The following is a 24,096-nucleotide window of genomic DNA, read 5'->3' on the forward strand; positions in this document are numbered from 1 at the left end:
GCTCCGGGCTTTCTCGCGTATCAGTTCCTATGTCTGATTGTGCCTTGCCATGCTCACTTCGTCAAGGGCGTGCAGATAAAAGTTTTTTATCCATTTTCTCATCGCTTAACCAGCCTACATACGTATCAATCGTCTCAAAATTCCGATCCATCACAATTACAGCGACAAATGGATATTGTTTCCGGTGTCGATAACGTACATCTGCCCAGCGGACCTTGTAACCGGCAGGCAGTTCTTCAACCTCTGCCACCGCATAGGAGGTGAAATAGAGGAAGGCACTGACTTCCGGTGATTTGCGTGAAGCAGCAACGGCCGCATGAGTAGAAGACGAAGCGTGCAGACTCCATACCAGATTAGAACCATCCATTTTACCGATCACATAACTGCCGTCCTCAACTCGTTTGACCACATGCCAGCGGTTCCAGGATATCGTTGGAATGACGATGTATCTTGCCTGTTCTGGGCTGTTGTCGAGACGTCTAACTTTTCTGACTGCTTGTGCACGAGCAATCGTTCGCCATATATAATATAAACCGGTCAAACTATACAACGTAACGAAGAGTGGTGCAGGGGCGATCAGATCAAAGGCCCATAACAGGATAGCTATGACATGTGTAGTGAATAGAAACGGATCAAAAATATGAATGATGTTCCAGGCAATCCAGCGTTCCGTAAAAGGCCGGGCGGCTTGGGTTCCATAGGTGTTGAACAGATCGGTGAATACGTGAAAGCCTACGGCCACAGCGGTCCAGGTGGCAACGTGTCCAATAGGGACACCAGGGAATATCAGTGCAATGACGCCGGTGATGAGCAAAACCCATAACAGGAGAAATGGCAGAGAGTGTGACAAGCCCCGATGATTCCGAATGTAAAGCGAATTGCTTTTGAGACGTAACGCAGTATCAATGTCAGGGGCCTGGGAACCGGCGATCGTGCCAATCATTACCGCAGCTGCAAGCATGGGACTCGCCGCGACGACAGGATCGACATAAGCCAGACCGGCTAGACCAATCCCCATGACAAAATGTGTAGAGGTATCCATAAACGTCTCCTTTGTGTGGTGTATCGTTCTAAGGCATATTACTTCTCTATCTAGGTGATACCCATATATAGTGTATAATATCCGTTTGTCAGGATGCAAAACATCCCTAATTTCAAAGTTATGACAATTTCCTGTGCCATACCCAATAAATGTACGTAGTTTGTCAAACTATTTTGGCATTTCCTATGATAAACTTTATATCGGACACTGAGAGAAGTTGCGTCAGAGAATACGCGGTTGGTTATGTTCATAAATATTTATGGGCATTGTTCCTATTAACCGTTACAATAATATAGAATCTCATAAAAAGTAGGTTTCTTTGAATACATATGTCACAGTAGATGGATAAAGCGTAAACAAACGTGATTTTGGGTTCACATATGTATGCGTATTCATAAGAAGATACAGAAGGGACGAGGAAGATGCTGAAAAAGTACAAATGGACATGGATGCTGCTCGGGCTCGCACTGATAATGGCTGTGTATCTGATGTGGGGCACCGTATTTGCCAGTAAGGAAAAATTACCCGAGATTCGTGAAATCCAATCCTTTTCTATGGAAAATGTAGATGGCAGTACGGTATCACTGGAGGATACGCAAGGGAAAGTCCGATTGTTCTACTTTTATTTCACCAGTTGTCCGGATGTCTGCCCGATTACGACCTTTACGTTATCCCAGGTGCAGGATCTGTTGAAAGAGGACGACAGCTTCGGTAAAGATGTCTCATTTGTATCTATTTCATTCGACCCGAAAGTCGATACAAGAGAGAAGATTAAGACGTTTGCGGACCGCTTCCACGCGGATTATTCCGGATGGTACTTCTTGCGAGGGGATATGGACAAAACCAAACAGTTGGCCAGGGATTCATTCCAGATCCTGATCGAAGGGGAGAATAAGGACGATTTTGCCCATATGAACATGATCGGGTTGGTGGATGAGAATAACCAGCTGCGCAAGGTATATAACGCATTTAATACAGAGGACGTTGTGCCAGCTGTCATTGCCGAGGATATTCGCAATCTGATTAAGGAATAATCCTCTGATACTCATATTGTAAAGGCTGCCTTGGATATCAACCCAAGGCAGCCTTTTGGTATTTCATTTTAAAAGGAAGGATGTTCAGGGTATTGGATGTATGTCTCTAACCCTGCTTTCTCCAGCTGGGCAATGATATACTCATCAGGTGTTCCTTCCACACCCGCATATCCTCGTCGTGTATACATCTGTACTGCATCCGGGAAAGCATCCCGAAGTACACCTCTAATTTTTTTGCCGGAACTGTCATTATCCATAAATAAAAAGACTTCATCGTAACCGATTTGCTTGCGCAGGGTCTCCAGCTTGAGGGAATTAAGTGTTCCAAACGTACATAGAATGTTGATTTCGGGTCCAACCAAACGTTTCAGTTTGCTTCGGTCATTCTTACCTTCCACAATGACATGAATAGGCATGATATTCACCTCTTGTTCGAGAGCTTATGTCGACATTCCCCGGGAAATGTTGCAGCGAAAATCGACTGATTATATAAAATGGACTCCTTTCTTTACACGACTGCTAACTGGATAGAACAACTCATCAAGACAATTCTCTGAAATCTTATCTCATGTGCATCATTAGGTCAGTAATAGCTTGCAGTGGCCGTTCCGGTTACGGATCGTTCTTACGATCGCTGTTGTCTCCATATATTTCTGATTTACTTTTATAAAGTTAATATTTGGAGACAAAGGCGAACGCTACCGCTTCTTCAAAATCGATTCCGTCCCCTTCACTACTTTTGGCTAATTGTTCAACCTTAATGATCTTCAATAAGATAAAACCTTCGGTGATTGTAAAAGATAGATTTCCCAGTTAGCTTTTATCAATGTGTAAAACGTTAGTCCATTTTATATAGTTTAGCTGTAAATGGGGGAATGATGCAAAGCTAATGAAAATACAGACCTAATTGCTGTCATAACAGTAGGGAAGAAGAGCTTGATACAGGCCTAATTTAATATACTTTTCGGATCGGACAGGGAAGCTTCGCGTCTGGATGTATAGTATGGAAGCAGCAGCATACCAATCATTAATAAAACAAAGGCGATGAAATAGGGTGATAACCCGATACGAAGTTGTCCAGCTGTGATGGGGCCGATGAAAGAGCCGATGGAGGTGGCAATGGATTGCAACGAGAAAATGCGGCCCAACTTGCTTCCTCCGCTCAGACGGATAAATAGGGTTGCCATAGCTGGAAAGATGATACCTTTGGACATCCCAAGTACAAACAATACAGTAGACAACGGAACTTGCGGAATGGCTGCCATCACAAAAAAACACAAGGACATTAACAGCACGCCCGCAACCAGACGCAGCTTGGGGGAATATCGGTTGAGGAATAACATGCTGAGTGTGAAGAGTGCCCCAATACTGATAATAGAGAACAGCAGTCCGGTAGACATGATGGACGATTGTCCTCCGCCCCGCAGGGGTAATTCGAAGAAGAGAATCCCTTGAGCACAGGCAATCACCAGAGGCAAGGCAAAGTATCGCCAAGACACCGGCAGGAATGCACTTGTGGCATCTGCTGGTGAAGCGTCAGGTTTAGCAGGTACCGTTACTTTCTCATGCTGTTTGACGATACCACGAGGCATGGTCATGAAAGCAATGACACCTGTGAGAATAAGCAGATAGCCCAATCCTGAGAATGTAGCAGAAAATCCCATGGAACCCACAATGATCGCACCGGCTGCTGGTGATACGACAGACGCGAGGGTATGCACTACCCCGTGACCCGACATATACTTCCCCTGTTTCACCGGATCGCTGGATAACTGTGCAAGCAGAGCGAGACATGCAGGAGACAGGAAGGCCAGTACAAAACCGCTGATGGAACGCAGCGCGAGCAGTTGCCATGGTGTCTGGACATAGGCTTGCAGGAGCAGGATGAATCCTGCACCGAGCAGACTGAATACAATGTAGCGGCGACTGCCATGTTTATCGATTTGTGTTCCAGCAATCAGATTGCCAGGAAGATGTGTTAAGGAATAGATGCCCATCATCCAGCCAATGAAAGTAGGGGCGGCTCCCAGCGAGATGGCAAAAGGGGTCAGAATGGGATACTGGGCGTGCAAATCAAATACGGCAAGGAACAAAAACAGGTATAGCCAGATGGCCGTTTTCACATAAGCCCCTCCTTGTTAAGCGATGCATGTTCAAACTACAGGTCTTGAACGTGTTCCCCGTTCGCCCGGCAGAACCTCATGGTACTACTTGTACGCCCGGCGGGACGAACTTAGACCGTTTATTTTTAAGGGAGAGGGCTTAGCTGACAGCAGCTTCGGAAATCATGTATAATATTCGGGAGTGTTACGAATGAATTCTAATACGGAAGGTGTAGTCATGAACATAGAAGTAATCAAAGAGTTTGTGATGCAGAACTGGCTGGTGATCGTGGTTGCATTGATCATATTGTTCTTTGTTCTGAATGTGGTCAAAACCGTATTGAAATGGGCGATTGCCATCATCATTATTGCGGCTCTACTGATATACAGCGGCATCTCCATTGATCAGATCAAACAGACAGTGACAGACGTACAATCCAGCACGATGGAAACATTGAAGAAGGAAGCAACCAGCATGATGCTGAAGGAGGCTTCCAAAGCGAAATACGTCAAAGGACAGGATGGAGCGTTCACCATCACAAGTCCCAATGTGGAGATTAAGGGCAGAACTCAATCGGATAAAGTTGATGTGACCTTCCGCGGAATTTCACTTGGCGAATGGAAACTCGACAATGAAACTATACGTACGTTTGTCGAACAGGCACAGGAGAACAAAACAGCACCAGCATCGTAGTAAAGGGGGAATCGGTACGTGCTGCAGAATTGGCTGGACAGCCTGAAGGAATTGAATGGCATCACGATTATGCTGTTGCTGATTGTGGCTGCTTCATTATTGCAGGGTTGGTCCAGAGGGGCTTCGCGTTCAGCAGGCAGACTCTTTGGGTACCTGATGGATGGCATTATGGCGGTCATTGGTATTCTGTTGTCGATCGGTTTAACGTTGTGGCTTGCGCCATATGTACAGCAGTGGCTGTCTGAGTATGCTTCAGCCATGCCTAACCGTGAGTTGAACCGGTGGGAACAGATGTATTATACGTTGGTTACGGCGATTGCAGATTTTCCGCTGATGCGGTTCGCTGTATTATTTGTACTTAGCTATGGACTCATCCGACTGATTCTCGGGTTTCTCTCTTCATTTATTTTTAGCAGCAGGCAGAGGTCAGCCGAGGAAAGTGCGCCTAAAGGTATGTTTAGTCGCTTGACGGGTGCATTCATTGGCACGATCATAGGCTCCGTCCGCGGAATGATTGTCATCGCAGTTTTGTTCATGATTGTCAGTCTTTACCCTGGAAGCATGTTCAGCCGATATGTGGAAGCATCCCCGATCTATATGCAAGGGGCCAAATCGGTTATCGAACCATTGTCTGGCACGTTTATTAAGGACAAGCTACCCGTCTTTACGCAGGCTGTGCAGCAGGAACTGGGCGGCATCCTGCAACGCAAATATGAAGTCATCGACCACAATATTCCGACGGATATTGAATCAGCAGCGAGTGAGATTGTCAAAGGCCAATCGACAGATGAAGCCAAAGCAAGAGCGCTATACGACTGGGTAGGTTCACGTATTCAGTATGACTTTGGAAAAGTGGATGACTATGAGCAAAAGGGCATATGGCATGAACAAAATCCACAGAATACATTTGATACACGCAAAGGCGTATGTATTGATTATGCCCGTCTTTATGCCGTGATGGCCCGTTCACAAGGACTTGAAGTCAAAGTTGTTACAGGACTTGGTTATAACGGCCAAGGAGGGTACGGTCCGCATGCGTGGAATGAGGTGTATTTGAGTGGTTCCGAGAGCTGGGTTCCGCTTGACCCGACATGGGCGATCAGTGGAGACTGGTTTAATCCTCCGAATTTTGCCGACACCCATCTAAAGGATCAATCAGCTTAGCATTACAACGGACATGGGTCCGGAATATGACGACGTTGCCAGGTTATCATGCCGCGAAGAATCAGATTGAACGGTATGCATCAAGTCATGAAAGAGGTAGGATGGATGAAAAAACATTCCAATGAGAAGGACGAACTTACGGACAAACGGCGCTTCAGTTACCGAATGAACGTATTTTTCTTCGCTTCCTTTGTTATTTTTAGCGTTATTATTGTACGCTTGGCCTTTTTGCAATTCGTGGAAGGGCCTGAACTTAGCCAGGAAGAAGCAAGTAACATTACCAAGGATGTACCACTTCCTCCTGTGAGAGGCACGATCTATGATTCCACAGGTGAGGTGAAGTTGGCGTACTCCAAGCCCATTCAGTCTCTCTACCTGACACTTTATAAGAACTATGGGGATGTGGGCGGTCAGCCGAGTCCAAATATTGGGGAAGTGCAAGATATTGCAACCCGGTTGCATGATGTATTTGAACAGTACAAGCTGAAGGATTCAGAGCCACTTACGGTGGAGAAAATTATTGAAGAGATGGACTTGAACTCCCGTAAAGCGAACGGTTTTATGCCACGTCTGATCAAGAGTGATCTGTCCGAGGAAGAAGTTGCTTATTTCCTACAGCACAAGGACGAGTTCAAAGGTATTCAGATCGTTGAGGAGAGTGTGCGATTCTATGATCCGGATACGGTAGCGGTTCAGACCATCGGTTATCTGAAGAAGTTCAGAAGCTCAAAGTCCTTGAACAAATACAAAGAGGTGGACGAGGCCAATAAAACGCAAACGGATCCGGGCCTGGTGTATACAGAGAACGAATTCGTTGGTTTTGATGGACTGGAGCTGCAATATCAGGATGCCCTCCGCGGCAAAAGTGGATATACATCGGTTGATGTTGATTTGCGTAATTTGCCTGAAGGTGTAGCAGGCTCTACCCCGCCGCAGAAAGGGTACGACCTGATTTCCAGCATTAACAAGAACGTTCAGGTGAAAACAGAACAGGCCATCCTGGATCAATTGAATTGGCTCCATCGCAATCCAGTTTCCGGTAAATTGCATCTCAATGCCAAGACAGGATTTGCAGTTGCGATGGAAGTGGACACCGGGAAAATCGTATCTGCTGCGAGTATGCCGGACTATGATACCAACGTATGGAGAACTGGCGGTATAAGTTCTGAAGATTACGACAACATAAAATATATTTATCAAAATGGTACCATTCGTGGATTCCCGCCAGACGATTCAGGTAAACGCGCGGAATCTGTTGTATTGCTTGGTTCCACAATTAAACCGCTCAGTGTATTGATCGGTTTGAAAGAAGGTTTCTTCACTACAAATACCGTATATTCAGATAGAGGTTCAACGACCTTTGGTGGAGACAATCGCAGAGTGCAGAACTCGTCAGGGCATGTGTATGGTGCAATGTATCCTCGTGATGCGATTCGTCATTCCTCGAACGTGTTCATGATTGACGAAATTGGTAAAAAGCTTTACTCCAAGTATGGTGCAAAGGGTGTCGACGTGTGGGACGAATACATGGAGAAATTTGGGTTAGGTATCTCCACAGGTGTAGACCTGCCTAATGAATTTCTTGGGCGCAAAGAATATGGTGAGGACAGCATCGAGAGTTCTTTGACCAAGCTGGTTTATGCCTCCTTTGGTCAACAAGGAAAATATACAACGATGCAGCTTGCTCAGTACACGACAATGCTGGCGAACAAAGGAAAGCGGATGGAGCCACAACTGGTTAGAGAGTTCCGTGATTCGGAAGGCAACGTGGTCGAGAAAGTAAAACCGAAGGTACTCAGCACGGTGGAGTTTAACGATGCCTATTGGAATGAAGTACAACGAGGCATGGCCACCGAAGTTTCGGCATTTAGCGGATTCCCTTATGACTTTGCCAGAAAAACAGGAACATCGACACAGGTAGTAGGTGGCAAACCCGTTGATAATGGGGTGTTTATTGCCTATGCACCACGTAATAATCCGAAGCTTGCTGTCGCTGTGGTTATTCCCGAAGGGGGCTTTGGTTCCAGTAGTGCGGCTCCGGTTGCACGTGCGATCTTCGATGCCTATGACGAGGAATTCGGTCTTGACGGTGTACCAAAAAAAGACAAAAATAAAGATTCAGATTCGGAATCAGGCACACAGTAATGTGAGGCATTGGTTACAGAGGGGACCCTTCATGGGTCCTCTTTTTTGTTTTACGTGGAGAATAGATCGTAAGAGTGAACTAATTAGTTGCATTAATATGTAACCATATGAGCTGTACCACGTTTATATAAGGGAAGGGTAAACGCGATCCGGAGAACGGGATAACGTTGATATGTCAGTGTTTACATTGGAATCGGTAGATTGGGTAGTGTAACGGTTCTGTTTACGAAAATGTAACCAAATATTGAAAGACGTGACAGCTAACCTTTGGTAGACTTGGTTGAGAAAGGATTAAAAATCGGATTGAACGCGTTCACAAGACGGATTAAATATTTTATTTTTATAGAGGAACGGGAGAGGCTTAAAACATGTTTAACCGATTGAGGAAGAAACCCATGACTGAGGAAGATACACCCGTCAACAAGCCTTCCACCGCAAGGCTGAATCTGTTTTTTTTCGCGGCATTTGTCATATTCAGTATTCTTATTTTCAGATTAGCCTTTGTGCAATTTGTAGAGGGTCCTGAACTGACGTATATGGAAACGAGTCGTAATACCAAAGACATTCCACTTGCACCTGTTCGTGGTCCCATCTATGATGCGACAGGGGAAGTCGCGCTGGCTTATTCCGAACCTGTACAGTCCCTCTATGTGTTGTTGTATGAGGATTATCGGAACGATGAACGCAGGCAGGAAGCGGAGGAACTGGCTCATGATCTGGCGGCTGTGTTTAAACAGTTTAATCCAGGGGATAAAGAGCAGCCGGACGGGGAAGAGATCATCAAACGATTGGATCTGGATTACCAGAAAACGTTTGGGTATGTGCCGAGGCTTGTGAAGTCGGATCTATCGACCAAAGAGATTGCCTTTTTCATGGAGAAAAAAACAGAATATCCAGGCGTTATGGTGCTGGAAGAAAACATAAGAAAATATGACCCGGATGGCGTAGCGGTTCAGGTTGTGGGTTACACAAGAGAGTTCAAGCGAGCACCAGATTCCATTGCCAAATATAAGGCCATCCGCGAGGGGGCAAGTACCCAGCGTGATCCTGGTCTTGTGTACCATGAAGAAGAGAAGGTTGGCTTCGATGGGCTGGAGCTTCAATACCAGGAAGAACTCCGTGGACGAAGCGGATATCAGTCCATTGATATTGACGCACGTAATCTGCCAGATGGAACGATGTTACAAACTCCACCGGAGAAAGGCTACAGTCTGGTCTCCACCATTAACAAGGAAATTCAGATGGCCGCACAAGAGGCGATAACGGACGAATTGCGCAGACTTCCGAAGGCAATTACAGGATACGCAGTAGCCATGGAAGTGGATACAGGTAATGTGGTGGCTATGGCAAGTATGCCAGATTATGATCCGAACGATTGGGATTATGACAAAATTAAATATGTATTCCGGAATGGAACCACCGAGTCGTTCCCGCCGAATGATGCCAAGCCTAGTCGGGCGGAATCCGTTATACTTCTTGGATCAGTAATTAAGCCGCTAAGTGTGCTGATTGGATTGAAAGAGGGATTATTTACAGCAGGACAGACCTATCACGATCAGGGATATGCTATCCTGGGGAAAGACGGACGACAAGTGAAGAACTCGCATTCTGCTTATAATGGTTCTATTACGGCGAGAAGAGCGATTGAGAAATCCTCCAATGCGTTTATGATCGATATGGTAGGTAAACGTTTGTTAAGCAAATATGGCTCGGAAGGAATTGATATCTGGGACAAACACATGAAGGAATTTGGCTTGGGTGTGTCCACTGGTGTAGATCTGCCTAATGAATTTCTGGGTAGGCTAGAATATACTAATAAAGACGAATCAGCTCTAACACGTTTGGCATTTGCCTCCTTTGGACAACAAGCCAAGTACACCACGATGCAACTCGCACAATACACCACGATGCTTGCCAATAAGGGCAAACGGATGGAGCCTCACTTAGTGAAAGAAATCCGTGATGCGGATGGTAATGTGGTGAAGGAAATTAAACCTAAAGTACTCAATGAGGTTGATTTTGCCGATGCACACTGGAATGAAGTGCACAAAGGTATGGTTACCAAAGTAAGTGCATTTGACGGTTTCCCTTACGATTATGCTCGGAAAACAGGAACATCAGAGCAGGGAACCGGACCGAACAAAAAAGAGAATGGTGTATTTATTGCCTTTGCACCACGAGATAATCCAAAGCTTGCTGTCGCCGTTGTTGTACCGGAAGGTGGATTCGGATCAGTCAGTGCTTCACCAATAGCACGGAAAATTTTCGATGCATATGATGAAGTGTATGGTCTCGATGGAACGCCGAAAGGTAAGAAAGGCGAAGGGAAAGACAAAGAGTAATGCAAAAGAAACGCGGCAGATGTAGCCCTTTTACCATCATATCTAACAGGTTAATGAAGTGAACAATATATGAATTTGGACAGGCAGGGGAAATAATCCCTTGCCTTTTTTTTTGGCTTCGGATAAAATTTGCACAAGGGAAACATTATTAGTCTTGATTAAAACTTAATACCTTGTACAACAAAATTAGATGTAGACAAGTATTTTAGGAGAGGGAAAGGGGACGATTGAATTGTTAATGGTGAAAATGAGGAGTATTCAGAGGGGGTTCATTACGCTAGCCGCTCTGGTTCTGGTTGTTGTACTTACGGCATGTTCCAGTGATGCAGAGACGAGCAGTGGTGGCAAGTTACAAGTAACCGCTACAACGGGAATGATCGCTGACGTAGCACGTGAGGTAGGCGGGGCATATGTTGATGTTACCGGGCTAATGGGCCCGGGAGTTGATCCCCACTTGTACAAGGCATCCCAAGGTGATATTCGCAAGCTGGAACAAGCAAAAGTCATTTTCTATAATGGACTGCATCTTGAAGGCAAAATGACAGACATTTTGGAGAAAATGTCCTCAAGCAAGCTGGTTACTGCTGTTACAGAGACTATTCCAGTTGAGGAGTTACACTCAGGCAAAGATACAGGCGGCACCGAATATGATCCACACGTCTGGTTTAACGTCAGCCACTGGATGCATGCGGCAGAAGCCGTACGCGATACGCTCGTGGAGGCGGACCCGGACCATGCGGAAGAGTACAAGGCTCAGGCAGAGGCGTATCTGGCGAAGCTCGAAGCACTGGATGCAGAGGTGCGTGAGAAGATTCTGGAGATTCCGGAAGCAAGCCGGGTATTGGTTACGGCGCATGATGCATTTGGATATTTCGGTCAGGCTTATGGCATGAAAGTGATGGGGCTTCAGGGCATCAGTACTGCAGCCGAATACGGAGCAAAAGATGTTAGCGAACTGCGGGATTATCTCGTAGATAACCATATCAAAGCAGTATTTGTTGAATCGAGTGTACCTGCAAAAGCGATGGAAGCCATCATTGCCGGAGCAGCTCAAAAAGGACATACGGTCAGCATTGGCGGAGAACTGTTCTCGGATGCCATGGGGGCTGAGGGAACGGAAGAAGGCACATACATCGGTATGATTCGCCACAATGTTGAGACGATTGTAGAAGCACTGAAATAATGAATCACATGAAGAGAGGAGTACAGGATTATGGAAGATACAACTTTATTGAAACAAACTCCTACGAAACTGAACAATAGTCACTTGCAAGGAACGCAGCCAACATCGGCTCCTCTTAGTGTGAGGGATCTGGCTGTTGCGTATCACAAAAAGCCGGTGCTTAGCAGCGTATCCTTCGATATCCCTGAAGGACAGCTCATCGGTATTCTTGGCCCAAATGGCGCAGGGAAATCAACACTGATCAAAGCCGTTCTGGGACTGGTACCGAAGATGCATGGAGAGGTACGGATCTTCGGTCAATCGTACAGGGAACAACGTCGCCGCATCGGTTATGTGCCCCAACGGGAATCGGTTGACTGGGATTTTCCAACGCATGCACTCGATGTGGTGATGATGGGACGGTATGGTCATCTAGGCTGGTTCCGTCGTCCGGGGAAAAAAGAGCGGGATCTGGCGGCACACTGCCTTGAGCAAGTCGGCATGGGTGATTACATGTACCGCCAGATCAGTCAGTTGTCCGGTGGACAGCAGCAACGTGTCTTTCTGGCGCGGGCACTCGTGCAAGACGCAGATCTGTATTTCATGGATGAGCCATTTGCAGGTGTGGATGCCACCACAGAGAAAGCGATCATTTCGCTTTTGGAACAGTTGAAGAAACAAGGCAAGACCGTACTGGTTGTTCACCATGATCTGGCGACAGTCGAGGAATACTTCGACCATGTGCTGCTGCTCAATGGACGACTGGTGGCGGGTGGACCGACAAGTGAAGTATTTGTACCGGATACACTGCAAGAGACGTACGGAGGCCGGATTGCGATGATCGGAAGCCGGACGGAGAAAGGCCAGGTGTAGTGCATGTGGAACTGGATCGTTGCCATCTTATCTGACCCCAATACACGTTGGATATTGCTTGGCTGTCTGTTGTTAGGATTCAGTAGCGGAATTATTGGCTCCTTCACCTTTCTTCGTAAACAGAGCCTGATGGGAGACACCCTTGCTCACGCTGCTCTGCCTGGGATCTGTATTGCATTTATGTTGACGGAAACGAAGTCGGTCGGATTATTCCTGTTCGGTGCTCTGGTGGCCGGTATTGTCGCTACCTTCGGAATCTCGTGGATTACGCGCTACTCCCGAATCAAGCAGGATGCGGCGATGGGAATTGTGCTGACCGTCTTTTTCGGGGTTGGTGTAGTGATGCTGACACGCATCCAGCATGGGGCGAGCGGAAGTCAAAGCGGACTCGATAAATATTTGTTTGGGCAGGCGGCATCCATGGTCATGACGGATGTGTATGTCATGGGTGGCGTATGTCTCGTATTACTGATTGCCTGTCTTGCCTGGTTCAAGGAATTCAAACTGGTGAGTTTTGACCCGGGATTTGCACGTGGTATGGGACTGCCAGTTGCGATGTTGGAGCAGCTCATCCTGCTCTTGACGGTGATCGCGGTGGTTGCCGGAATTCAGGCTGTTGGTGTCGTGCTTGTTGCAGCCTTGCTGGTAACCCCAGCAGCAGCGGCACGTTGCTGGACCGACTCACTTGCACTGATGGTGGTACTGGCAGGCATATTTGGTGCATTGAGTGGTGCAACAGGCACCATCTTCAGTACGCTTGTACCTAATCTGCCGACAGGACCTGTAACCGTTCTTGCGGCTACGGTGTTGTTTGCCGGGTCAGCCTTGCTGGCTCCGCGTCGTGGATTATTAGCTCGACGGTTGCGTAGTATTCAGGCAAAATCGGCGTATATGCGTGAAGAGCGGGCTACACTTCAGACTCTCGCCACACAGCGAAATCAGCAGGAACGGGGGGAGATGTAATGGCAACGTTTTGGATTATCTTAACGGCCGTATTGGTTTCTTCCGCCTGCGCCATCCTCGGTTGTTTTCTGATTCTACGGCGAATGGCTCTGGTTGGTGATGCGATCAGCCATGCGGTTCTCCCCGGTATTGCGATTGCTTTCCTGTGGAGTGGTTCCAGAGATTCGTTATGGATGCTGCTCGGCGCAACGGTGTTTGGCCTACTGACGGTGTTCTTCATACAGAGTTTGCAGGCCGGTGGACTGTCGTCTGATGCCTCGATCGGAATTGTGTTCACAGCACTCTTCGCAGTAGGGGTCATTCTGATTAGTTTGAACGCCCAGCATATTGATCTGGATTTGGACTGTGTTTTGTTCGGTGAGATCGCTTATGTACAGTGGGATACGCTAACCCTTGGAGGTACGGATGTCGGTCCGAGAGCAGTCTGGATGCTAGGTATCACTTTGCTGGTCATCCTCGTCGTCATTGGGCTGTTCTACAAACAGTTCAAGCTGTGTGCCTTCGATCCGGCGCTGGCTGCGGCCTGCGGCATTCCAGTAGTGCTGTTCCACTATTTGCTCATGGGACTCGTTTCGATGACGTCCGTAGCTTCATTTGAAAGTGTTGGTTCGATTCTCGTTGTGGGTATGCTGATTGTACCTGCGGCGACGGCTTACCTGCTCACAGATCGTCTGGGCAAAATGATACTGTATGCCGTCCTAATCGGAGCAGCATCCTCGGTTGGAGGTTACATCATGGCATACGCCCTGGATGCTTCCATCGCCGGCTGTATGGTAGCTGTTGCTGGAATTCTGTTTGTTCTTGCACTGCTGCTGTCACCGAAACATGGCATCGTATTCCGTTACGCTCGTCGCAAATTCGCGGCACGTTAATTGGATTTCAAGTAGATAACAGGTGAATAAACAAAATTATATTAAGCCGTCTGCATCGCAGGCGGTTTTTTGCGTATCTGGTCGTATTACTTTTACAAGGGCAACCGGATATAACATATGCAATATAAAATGATAATGTAGCGTCATCCTGCCGATTACGGGTTATTTTGTTGCATACAGATGATCTGTGGTAAAATGTCGTTAGCTGTGACGTCCGGAGCGTCCGTTTTTACAGATGCCGGGCGATCTTGTTGTGAAAGAATGTTTAAAATTAGGGAGAAATAGAGAGACAACCTAGGAGGAACTACTGTATGAGTGAACTGAAATACAAATTGCTTGCACTAGATATGGATGGAACATTACTTAACGATAATCATGAAATTACACAGGAGACGGCCAAGTGGATTCAAATTGCCATTCGTCGGGGTGTACATGTGTGCCTTTCCACAGGAAGAGCCGTATTCCACGCGATGCCTTATGCAGTCCAGCTTGGACTGGAGACACCGATGGTTACTGTTAATGGTAGTGAGGTCTGGAAAGCACCGCATGATCTGTATATGCGTCATCTGATGGACCCGGCATTGATTCGCAAAATGCAGGAGATTGGTGAGAAATATAACAGCTGGTACTGGGCATACTCCGTGGAAGAGCTGTTCAATCGTGATCGCTGGACGGACAATATTGAAGGTCTGGAATGGTTGAAATTCGGCTTTAATACTGAAGTGGATGAAGTGCGTCACCAGATCATGATGGAACTGCAACAAATGGGCGGTCTGCAAATGACCAACTCCTCACCCGTTAATATTGAGATCAACCCTGCTGGCGTATCCAAAGCCAGTGGTGTAGCCGAAGTTTGCAAACTACTGGGTATCGAGATGTCCGAAGTTGTTGCTGTCGGAGACAGTTTGAATGATCTGGCTGTCATTGAGGCCGTTGGTCTTGGTGTAGCGATGGGTAATGCGCAGGAGCAGGTGAAGGAAGCGGCTGATCTGATCGTAGCGAGTAACAATGAAGACGGCATCGTCGAAGTGATCCGTGAACATATTTTGAAGGGGGAGTAAGCTTTGCTCGCAACCGTTGCCTGGATTTTAATTGTACTGCTGTTTGCAGTGGGGATGGCTGGAACGGTATATCCCATACTGCCTGGTGCTGTAGCGATTTTTTTCGCGTTTCTGGTCTACGGCTGGTTCTTCAGCTTTGATCCGTTTGGTGTGTGGTTCTGGATCATTCAGATTCTGATTGTTGTTGTGTTGTTTGTGGCTGATTATGTCGTCAGCGCATGGGGTGTGAAGAAGTTCGGTGGCTCCAAGTTATCGACCACGCTGAGTACCATTGGTGTTATCATTGGCCCATTTGTCATTCCGGCATTCGGACTGGTGCTGGGACCATTTATCGGTGCTTTTATCGGGGAACTGATCGGAGGGTCTTCACCTTCCAAAGCGTCGAAAGTTGGATTTGGTTCCGTTGTGGGGCTATTTACGAGCACTGTGATGAAAATTATTTTGCAAATCGTCATGATTGTTCTCTTTATTATCTGGGTGGTAAGATTCGCCTAAACGTTCAGGATTAGCTTCAACGGGATGCACGTCCGGTGTGGAGGAAAGAAGGGGAATTCGTTTGTCTAAGAAAGAAACATTCATTAGGGGTACGCTCATTCTGGCGGCCGCTGCGCTGATCGCAAGAGTACTCGGATTGGTTCAACGGGTGCCGCTGGAGCATATCCTCGGCGATATCGGTAACGCATCGTTTACGATCTCCAATACGGTATATTTAATGCTGTTAACTGTAGCAACGGCGGGCATACCGAGTACTCTGAGTAAAATGGTATCGGAACGTTATGCGCTCGGACGCGCGAGCGAAGCCCAACAGATCTACCGTGCAGCCCTGATCTTTGCAGCTGTCGCCGGGGTAGTCATGTCTGCTTTGTTGTGGTTCGCGGCACCTTATTATGCTACGTATGTCTCCAAAGTACCGGAGTCAGTCAGCGCCATTCGCGCCTTGGCTCCAGCCTTGCTGCTGTTCCCGGCCATTGCGATGATGCGTGGATATTTCCAGGGACGTGGCAACATGACAGCGGGTGGTATTTCACAGATTGTGGAACAGTTTGCCCGTGTAGGTACAGCCATTATCGTGGCTTATGTCATGCTGCAATGGAATTACGATGACCAGACGATTGCTGCGGGTGCTTCATTCGGTGGGGTATTAGGAAGTGTGGGTGCCTTCGGTGTTATGCTGTACTTCACCTTGAAGCTGCGTCGTAGCGACCGTGCGGCCCAATTGAATTACGAGCGTGCAGAGCAGTTACCGATGCGAGGTATCTACAGTGATATCTTCAAGCTGTCTATTCCAATTGTGCTGTCTTCACTTGCGGTTCCAGCCATTAACTTCATCGATTCATCCCTTGTGGTACCACTGCTTAGTGGCCAGATCGGACTCGAAGAAGCGACAGGTGTACTTGCGATCCTGGGTGCGAAAGCCCAAAGTATTGCGGGTATTCCTCCGATTCTGGCTATCGCTTTGAGTCAATCGTTGGTGCCTGTCATATCGGCAGCATTTGCCCGCAAGGATGAAGCGCATCTGAAGAGTCAGGTTACACTTGCGTTGCGTATTTCAATTCTGACAGGTATGCCGATTGTCATTGCACTTTGTGCGGCAGCATATTCGGTTAACGGATTGCTGTTTACCAATCTGGATGGAACACCGATCATTGCCTTGTTAACATTTGGTACCATTTTCCAGATTACGATGATGACCACCAACTCCATTTTACTCGGGGTAGGGAAACCGCGGATTACGATGATCAGTGTCGCAGCAGGTGTTGTGATCAAACTGATCGCAAGTCTGATTCTGGCGCCGATCTTTGGCATTTACGGTATCATTATTGCAACGGCCCTCTGCTTCTTGGTTATCACGTACCTGAATCTGCGGGTCCTTCGTAAAATCGTTGATTTCTCCATCATGGGAGATCGTTGGAAAGGATTTATCATTACGGTCTTGCTTGCAGCAGGTGTAGGATTTGCAACGAACTGGATTGGGAATGCGATCTTTGGACTGTTCCTGCCAGCACGTGTATCCTTCTTGTTTACCTGTCTTGTGGTTGGTGTGCTTGTTGTGGTGGTGTATCTGGTTCTCATGGTTGTATTGCGTGTACTGCGCAAGGATGAGCTGGGCAGTTACCCCCGTATTCTGCAAAAAATTCTTCGTCCACTTATGCGTCTTCAACGTGGAGCTGGGCAAAGAGGTTAAAAATGCAAGGAGCATCATTCAAGCTCCAATATTTTGTGAAAATAGGATACAAGCTCTGTCTGCTGTTTAGCGGACAGGGCTTTTTGTTTAGCTAAGGAGAGCTGGCAACTGAACTCGACATTAGCCCAGCAAGCGAGGATTAGCGGTACATCGGGTATCACATCATCCGTCTTTGCCGGCTCTATGTGTCCTTTAGCATTAGTGTGTGATGGCTTTAGCATCATGAGCCAGTGCTGTTTTCAGCATGCCATACCGGTGTTCGTGACTCATCTCAAACAGCCATGGCCGACGCGGTGCCGTCAGATAACCGAGACTATCCCGAGTCTGAAGCCAGTCCTGTCTGGTGATCGGTTCATAAGGAGTGTCCCCCCATACGGCGAGCAGTTCTGGACTATATAATCGTTGCCCTTCTGGAAGCCATTCCTCATCCAGTAACCCCTGAGCGTATAATGTATGATCACCCGCCTCGTCTTCACGATTGGTAAACAGGTCAGGCCAATATTCAGCGCGCGAGCCACGATGGGGAACCGAACGTGCAAACTCCAACACTTGTGTGTGTACTTGCTCCACGCCAAACAACAAGGCATATAGGCCTTTGCCAAACATGATTCGCTCATCCAGCTTGCCAAAATGTTCAATGACGCGTCCTGCGAGTCCTGCTCCCCGTCCAAGAGGGAAGACGATATGATTCAGACCGGCCAGATTATGCAGATGGAATGCGGGTTTGGAGAGTACCTCTTTTTGAAAATAAGGATGCTGCACCACCCGGCTCTCGATATAGTTCTGCTCATTAATAATTAATGCCACACTTAGCAATGAACTGCATCGTTCCAGCCAAAAGCGTTCCCAAAACGGCGTCATAAACGCCGATACGTGAAAGTGCGACAAGAGATGGAAACAGCTACGTCCGATCCGGCGACTGTTCATATACAGCAGAAGCTGTGGATATGCATCCTGGAAAATGAGTGCATTACACCGCTCCAGCAGCCGATACATATGCTCTCGATCGCTTTGATTCTGTAGATTATGCATTAAGTCACTCTGAAGATCTGTCATGTGATATCCGCCGTTGCGAGAGACCATATGGGCCAGCAGTGCCCAATGCAGTTCGGGATATTGCTCATAACATTCCAGATAGGCTGCCGTGCGGGTGATGTTACTCCGATTATTCTCCTGAGTCAGTGTCTTAATCTCTTCCAGAATGATGCAATCTTCTTCGCAGACGAGTGCGCTTTGAACCTGGTCCGTGCGTATAAAAGATTTGTTGCTGGCAGGTAACAAACGTTCCACCTCAGACTGTAAGGCAGCTGCCGTATCGGTATCCCACTCGATCTCACGCAATGGGTGACGAAGCTGTGCAGAAGCATGCCATGCAGCCTGTTTGCCACGCCAGATTTCCCGGGCAGCACCCGGAATGGAACGGACCATCTGCAGGAGGGATCCGTGATGTTGTTCGCTGGAAGAATCGGTTCTGGTGGAAGTCATGATGTGACATCCTTTCATGATGTTCTGGGTTTAAATTCACAGACCATGTGGTTTATTCTAAGTATGCGCTGATTATTTGACTTCCACTCGCCAATTTGCTTCACTTAGGGTAAGACAAGGTACAGAAAGGGAGATGAACCGAATGGAACAGATTACTTCCAAACCGGCTTTTGATGTAGCTATCCAATCCCCACGTTTGACGATTGCCGTATTCAAGGCAGACTGGTGTGGTGACTGCAAATACATCGATCCGTTTATGCCTGAGGTTGAAGAGAAATATACACGTGAACTGACTTTGATTGAGGTTGACGTGGATCAGGTTGGAACTGTTAGTGAAGAGCAGAATATTCTTGGCATTCCAAGCTTTGTGGCGTACACAGATGGCCGCGAACTCGTACGGTATGTGAACAAGCTGCGCAAGTCGAGAGAAGAGATTGAACAGTTCCTGGATCGCGCAGTTGAGGTGTACAACACGATCCATAAATAATGTTATATAAGTTCGATAAATGAATATTTACACAGACACACAGACACTCCGATGACAGAATAACCTTCCGATCGCTGTTTATCCCCAGATTTCTTTGATCCCTTTTATAAAGGGGAAATCCGGGGATTCTGGCGAAGCATATGCTTCCGATGCAGCTTTCTTTCAGAAAGCTTTTAGCTTCGCTTCTTCAGGCTATTTCTGTCCTCTCCGTTATTGTGTAAATGTTTCATTGAACTTATATAAAAGTATGACAGGTTCATGTTGTAAAAGGGTATAATAAAAAGAACGCCATTTCTCTTGAAATAGGGAAATGGCGTTTGTGTGTTCGGGATTCAGTTTAAGACACAATTCAACTGGCATATCCCTCAATTACATACTCTCAATGACCTGCGGGTCATTATTTCACCAGACGTTAACATTTTGTCACAAAGCGCGACGTCAATGAACATTTTATCCGGTATAATGAATTTAGTTGTGAAATAAGTGTCAAAGTACCGAAACAAGCGAAGAATATTCTTCGCCATCTTAAACCAACAGCGGGTGAGAAAAAATTGAAACACTTAACTTTGTTTAAATGGTTAACCGTATTAACCTGTCTTGTCATGTTTCTGGCCACTTTTGGTGGAGGCATCGTAACCAAAACGGAATCAGGCCTTGGCTGCGGAACAGAATGGCCTTTATGTAACGGAAAACTCGTTCCCGCACATACTGTGGCTTCACTCATTGAATATTCCCATCGCGCTGTAAGTGCACTGGCTGGACTGTTGTCCATTGCCTCGTTTGTTGCTTTTCTGCGGTTTGGCAAGTCACGCCGTGACCTGCAATTGTTTTCTTTATTAACTCTGGTATTTGTTATCGTCCAGGGAATCATGGGGGCCTTTGCCGTTGTCTTCTCCCAATCTTCAGCAGTCATGGCACTGCATTTCGGCTTTGCACTGATTGCTTTTGCCAGTTCTCTAATGATGGCGCTGGGCATAAGGCAAGAGGCCAAAGATGGCGGATTAGAGCGCCTGAATAAATACCCTCGGGTTAGCAAAAAATTCAGGAATCTGGTCTGGTTCTCCACCATTTACACATATCTCGTGGTATACACGGGTGCATTTGTAAGTCACACGGATTCTGCCGGCGGATGTTCCGGATTTCCGCTCTGTAACGGGCAGATTATTCCTGAGCTTTCGGGTGGGGTAGCGGTTGCCTTTGCTCACCGTGCAGCAGCTGCATCGCTCGTGATTGTTATTGCGATCCTCGGTCACTTCGCTTACCGTAATCATCCGGACAACAAGGAAATGCGTACCCTTGGCGTGGTATCCGTTGTTCTTATTCTGATGCAAGTAGTCATTGGTATTTTCATGATGGTGACAATGAACCGTCCGGAAGTATACATGTTCGTAGCTCTTGCTCATATGCTGGATATCGCCATATTGTTCGGAGTCTTAACGTATATGAGTTTCCTGGTGTACAAGCTGCATCGCCCGGCTAATCGTTTTTAAATATGAAAGTCCACCATCCAGTGATGTACATCATTGGACAGGTGGACTTTGTTTGATGTCAGGGGGATCAGGGCAACCTATGGCAAGCAGCAATTACACGGAATGGATGATGTGTTACGTTTAAGGTGATGAATTCTTGTTGATTTGGAAAAGAGGAGGTTAGATATGCTGCGAACGTTGTTGGGGGAAAAGCCACGTATAAACGAAGGTAAATTGAAGGTAGCGATGGACTCAATGGCGCATACGCTTGAGCTATTTCAACGACAAATGCATGTGGACCATGATCCCACGCATGACTATCGGAAACTGTATGTGTGGACTCAGGGACTCATCTCCTCACTGGATGAACTGGAGCAAAGCTGTTTCGCTGCTGCTCATTTTCGCAAAAAGGTCGTTGCAGGCTCAACGGATGATATGACGGCGACTGAAAAAGCCGAGTATGCACGTTATGTGTATTTCTACAAAGATGGCTTTATCCGTTGCTTTGCCATTCTGGATAAAGTCGGCACAGTATTAAATGAAATATTCCAGCTGAATACTTCCAATACCAAAGCGCATTTTTCTTATTTTACTGTGTTAAGGCAGTTCGACTATGCAAGGGAGCATCATGATCTTGCATTGCAATTAATACAGATCAAGGACTCTTATCGTGAACCGATGAGCAAGCTGCGCAAGCGACGTAATATGGAAATTCACTACATGAACTCAGAAATGCACGATGACCTGTGGCAGTTACACCAGACCTTGCAAGGTAAAGTGAAATTGGAGGATCTGAATCAGCATGTGCAGGAAATGCGTCAGGGCGTCGATATGGTCTGTGAAACGTTAACAGCCTCTTATAGTTATATCAACAAAATATGGAAAAGAAATAATTCCCTTTGACAAATCGGAATACTTGGAATATACTGAGTTTCAATCGAATGTTACACGGATATAACTGATATTTTGGAAGTTACGTTCACATTATAAAGCATAAACTACATGAACTTATAAAATCCTACAACAACATATTTCTTATCGAGAGCGGCGGAGGGACAGGCCCGATGAAGCCCGGCAACCGATTTGTAACGACATGATACATGTATCATTCGTTATAGATGTTAGGTGCTAATTCCTACAAAATGGTGCAAGACACGATTTTGGCAGATGAGAAGGTATATTCTTTCACGTGAAGAGCCCTCTTTGTATCTGCAAAGGGCTCTTTTTTTGTACTTTAAGGGGAGTTTTCCTTTAGATCGGGTAAAGATACATGTAGGTGGTTGGAAAGGGGCAAGTGCGATTGATTGAATTAAAAGGTTTAACGAAAACGTACGGCAAAGGGGCAAAATCTACAACAGCGTTATCCGAGCTGAATTTGAGCATTCAAAAGGGTGAAATCTACGGGGTGATTGGCCATTCTGGAGCGGGCAAAAGCACATTGATTCGCTGTATTAATTTGCTGGAACGGCCTACGGAGGGTGAGGTATGGGTTGACGGAATCAACCTGACTGAACTGAGCAAAACCGAATTGCAGCAACAAAGACGCAAAATCGGGATGATTTTTCAACACTTTAATCTGTTATCTTCGGCAACGGTATATGACAATGTAGCTTTTCCATTAAAACTTGTGAATACACCCAAGGAAGCCATTGATCGCAAAGTGAAGGAAATGCTCGCATTGGTTGGTCTGGAGCACCATAGCAGCAAATATCCGGCTCAATTATCGGGTGGACAGAAACAACGTGTAGGGATTGCGAGAGCACTTGCAAGTGATCCAAATGTACTTCTCTGTGATGAAGCTACTTCGGCACTTGATCCGCAGACGACAAATTCAATCCTGAAGTTATTGCTCGACATTAATGAAAAGTACAACCTTACGATTGTGCTGATTACACATGAGATGCATGTCATTCAGAACATCTGCGACAAGGTGGCTGTCATTCATCAGGGCGGCATTGTGGAACAAGGACCTGTAACAGACGTGTTCCTGAAGCCGCAGCATGCGATTACGCGGGACTTCATGATGCGTGACCATGAAGCTGGACTTGCTCTGGAAGAGACCGCTCTGGCAAATGCAGGCGTTGAATTGCAGGCAGGTGCTGCTTCCAAACTTGTGAAGATATCCTTTCTGGGTAACAAAACGTATGAAGCGATTTTGTCTAGAACGGTACGTAAGACAGGAGTGGATTTTGCCATCCTGCAAGGTACAATCTCTACGATCAAACAAGTTCCTTATGGGCAGCTGACCGTTCGGTTCGAGGGTGATTCAAATGCGATTGATCGGACGATATCAGAATTAACCGCAGAGGGACTTGATGTGGAGGTGCTTCGTTAGATGGATTTTTCAACAGTTCGCTGGGAAGAGGTTGGTAAAGCCTCCATTGAGACACTGCAAATTTTGGGTGTATCAGGCTTGTTTACCGTTATCTTAGGTTTACCGCTCGGAGTTCTGCTGTTCATGACAGCCCGATCTGCTTCGATTAAGTCACGGGCAGTGTACACTATACTATCCCTGATTGTGAATATTTTGCGTTCAGTCCCATTTATCATATTGATTGTTGCTCTTATTCCATTCACTCGTATACTCGTCGGTACAGCTACGGGGGTGCTCGGCGTTATACCTCCTTTGGTTATTTCAGCAGCTCCTTATTTTGCTCGTTTGGTGGAGACGACGTTGCGAGAAGTTGATCGGGGTGTCATTGAAGCGGCACAGTCGATGGGTGCATCGACCGGACAGATTGTAAGACGGGTGTTACTGCCTGAGGCACTGCCTGGACTGCTTGCTGGTATAACGATCACCATCGTTACGCTTGTCTCCTATACGGCGATGGCGGGCATGGTTGGTGGTGGAGGTCTGGGAACACTGGCAATCAACTATGGATACTTCCGTTATCAAAATGAGATCATGATTATATCCGTAGTGTCGATGATCATTCTAGTGCAAATTCTCCAGATGGCTGGAGATCGCTTGGTTACATTTTTCACCAGGAAATAACACATAGATAACATGATGGTT

The 24,096-nt window shown here is 46.7% G+C and carries 21 protein-coding genes and 1 riboswitch; of the genes, 17 read left to right on the forward strand and 4 right to left on the reverse strand.

Going from position 1 to position 24,096, the window contains the following annotated elements:
- Positions 1-61: 61 nt before the first annotated feature.
- A complete protein-coding gene (locus ACDJ59_RS00655) occupies positions 62-1,042 on the reverse strand; it encodes a metal-dependent hydrolase (RefSeq protein WP_413407290.1) in 981 nt (326 codons plus the stop codon).
- A 422-nt stretch (positions 1,043-1,464) separates the two neighbouring features.
- Here ACDJ59_RS00655 and ACDJ59_RS00660 point away from each other — a divergent pair, with 422 nt between their 5' ends.
- Complete coding sequence (locus tag ACDJ59_RS00660) at positions 1,465-2,076, forward strand: SCO family protein (protein WP_237178531.1); 612 nt, start codon at positions 1,465-1,467, stop codon at positions 2,074-2,076.
- Between the two features lie 68 nt (positions 2,077-2,144).
- On the opposite strand, the gene ACDJ59_RS00665 is transcribed toward ACDJ59_RS00660, so the two are convergent.
- Both ACDJ59_RS00665 and ACDJ59_RS00670 read right to left on the reverse strand, forming a co-directional pair.
- Positions 2,145-2,492: a toprim domain-containing protein gene (locus ACDJ59_RS00665; RefSeq protein WP_413407291.1), complete on the reverse strand. Its 348-nt coding sequence runs from the start codon at positions 2,490-2,492 to the stop codon at positions 2,145-2,147.
- 531 nt (positions 2,493-3,023) lie between these two features.
- On the reverse strand, positions 3,024-4,199 hold the full coding sequence (locus tag ACDJ59_RS00670; RefSeq protein ID WP_413407292.1) for an MFS transporter: 1,176 nt from the start codon (positions 4,197-4,199) through the stop codon (positions 3,024-3,026).
- A gap of 190 nt (positions 4,200-4,389) precedes the next feature.
- Between ACDJ59_RS00670 and ACDJ59_RS00675 the strand changes: the two genes are divergently transcribed.
- From ACDJ59_RS00675 to ACDJ59_RS00725, 11 genes are all read left to right on the forward strand, one after another.
- On the forward strand, positions 4,390-4,872 hold the full coding sequence (locus tag ACDJ59_RS00675) for an ATPase (protein WP_413407293.1): 483 nt from the start codon (positions 4,390-4,392) through the stop codon (positions 4,870-4,872).
- Between the two features lie 69 nt (positions 4,873-4,941).
- Positions 4,942-6,036, forward strand: a complete 1,095-nt coding sequence (locus ACDJ59_RS00680; protein ID WP_413409680.1) for a transglutaminase domain-containing protein — start codon at positions 4,942-4,944, stop codon at positions 6,034-6,036.
- A 105-nt stretch (positions 6,037-6,141) separates the two neighbouring features.
- Complete coding sequence (locus tag ACDJ59_RS00685; RefSeq protein WP_413409681.1) at positions 6,142-8,181, forward strand: peptidoglycan D,D-transpeptidase FtsI family protein; 2,040 nt, start codon at positions 6,142-6,144, stop codon at positions 8,179-8,181.
- A gap of 395 nt (positions 8,182-8,576) precedes the next feature.
- Positions 8,577-10,523 (forward strand): peptidoglycan D,D-transpeptidase FtsI family protein, encoded by a 1,947-nt coding sequence (locus tag ACDJ59_RS00690; RefSeq protein ID WP_413407294.1) that lies wholly within the window; start codon positions 8,577-8,579, stop codon positions 10,521-10,523.
- A 238-nt stretch (positions 10,524-10,761) separates the two neighbouring features.
- On the forward strand, positions 10,762-11,706 hold the full coding sequence (locus ACDJ59_RS00695) for a metal ABC transporter solute-binding protein, Zn/Mn family (protein WP_091037908.1): 945 nt from the start codon (positions 10,762-10,764) through the stop codon (positions 11,704-11,706).
- Positions 11,707-11,736: 30 nt separating this feature from the next.
- Positions 11,737-12,558, forward strand: coding sequence for a metal ABC transporter ATP-binding protein (locus tag ACDJ59_RS00700; protein WP_235193917.1), 822 nt, complete (start codon positions 11,737-11,739; stop codon positions 12,556-12,558).
- Between the two features lie 3 nt (positions 12,559-12,561).
- Positions 12,562-13,521 carry a metal ABC transporter permease gene (locus ACDJ59_RS00705; protein WP_017692397.1) on the forward strand — a complete coding sequence of 320 codons (960 nt, stop codon included), beginning with the start codon at positions 12,562-12,564 and terminating at the stop codon, positions 13,519-13,521.
- Positions 13,521-14,393, forward strand: a complete 873-nt coding sequence (locus tag ACDJ59_RS00710) for a metal ABC transporter permease (protein ID WP_047841304.1) — start codon at positions 13,521-13,523, stop codon at positions 14,391-14,393. Before ACDJ59_RS00705 ends, ACDJ59_RS00710 begins: the two co-directional genes overlap by 1 nt.
- A 311-nt stretch (positions 14,394-14,704) precedes the next feature.
- Positions 14,705-15,454, forward strand: coding sequence for a Cof-type HAD-IIB family hydrolase (locus ACDJ59_RS00715; protein WP_413407295.1), 750 nt, complete (start codon positions 14,705-14,707; stop codon positions 15,452-15,454).
- A gap of 54 nt (positions 15,455-15,508) precedes the next feature.
- Complete coding sequence (locus tag ACDJ59_RS00720; protein ID WP_047841365.1) at positions 15,509-15,949, forward strand: DUF456 domain-containing protein; 441 nt, start codon at positions 15,509-15,511, stop codon at positions 15,947-15,949.
- A gap of 61 nt (positions 15,950-16,010) precedes the next feature.
- Positions 16,011-17,639 (forward strand): putative polysaccharide biosynthesis protein, encoded by a 1,629-nt coding sequence (locus ACDJ59_RS00725; RefSeq protein WP_413407296.1) that lies wholly within the window; start codon positions 16,011-16,013, stop codon positions 17,637-17,639.
- Positions 17,640-17,837: 198 nt separating this feature from the next.
- On the opposite strand, the gene ACDJ59_RS00730 is transcribed toward ACDJ59_RS00725, so the two are convergent.
- Positions 17,838-19,124, reverse strand: a complete 1,287-nt coding sequence (locus tag ACDJ59_RS00730) for a DUF2515 family protein (protein ID WP_413407298.1) — start codon at positions 19,122-19,124, stop codon at positions 17,838-17,840.
- Between the two features lie 142 nt (positions 19,125-19,266).
- On the opposite strand from ACDJ59_RS00730, the gene ACDJ59_RS00735 reads away from it, so the two are divergent.
- The 5 genes from ACDJ59_RS00735 to ACDJ59_RS00755 all read left to right on the forward strand — a co-directional run bounded on the left by ACDJ59_RS00735 (position 19,267) and on the right by ACDJ59_RS00755 (position 24,075).
- Positions 19,267-19,611: a thioredoxin family protein gene (locus ACDJ59_RS00735; protein WP_192135879.1), complete on the forward strand. Its 345-nt coding sequence runs from the start codon at positions 19,267-19,269 to the stop codon at positions 19,609-19,611.
- Positions 19,612-20,213: 602 nt separating this feature from the next.
- Positions 20,214-21,101 (forward strand): COX15/CtaA family protein, encoded by an 888-nt coding sequence (locus tag ACDJ59_RS00740; RefSeq protein WP_413409682.1) that lies wholly within the window; start codon positions 20,214-20,216, stop codon positions 21,099-21,101.
- Between the two features lie 165 nt (positions 21,102-21,266).
- Positions 21,267-21,983, forward strand: coding sequence for a Cthe_2314 family HEPN domain-containing protein (locus ACDJ59_RS00745; protein ID WP_413407300.1), 717 nt, complete (start codon positions 21,267-21,269; stop codon positions 21,981-21,983).
- Positions 21,984-22,112: 129 nt separating this feature from the next.
- A riboswitch (SAM riboswitch) is annotated at positions 22,113-22,254 on the forward strand.
- A gap of 126 nt (positions 22,255-22,380) precedes the next feature.
- The gene (locus ACDJ59_RS00750; RefSeq protein WP_036673323.1) at positions 22,381-23,415 is read left to right on the forward strand and encodes a methionine ABC transporter ATP-binding protein; all 1,035 of its coding nucleotides are present in this window, start codon (positions 22,381-22,383) and stop codon (positions 23,413-23,415) included.
- Positions 23,416-24,075 (forward strand): methionine ABC transporter permease, encoded by a 660-nt coding sequence (locus ACDJ59_RS00755; protein ID WP_036673326.1) that lies wholly within the window; start codon positions 23,416-23,418, stop codon positions 24,073-24,075.
- Positions 24,076-24,096: the final 21 nt, after the last annotated feature.

It is taken from the genome of Paenibacillus amylolyticus (assembly GCF_047302515.1).
GTDB classification, from domain to species: Bacteria; Bacillota; Bacilli; order Paenibacillales; family Paenibacillaceae; genus Paenibacillus; species Paenibacillus amylolyticus_G.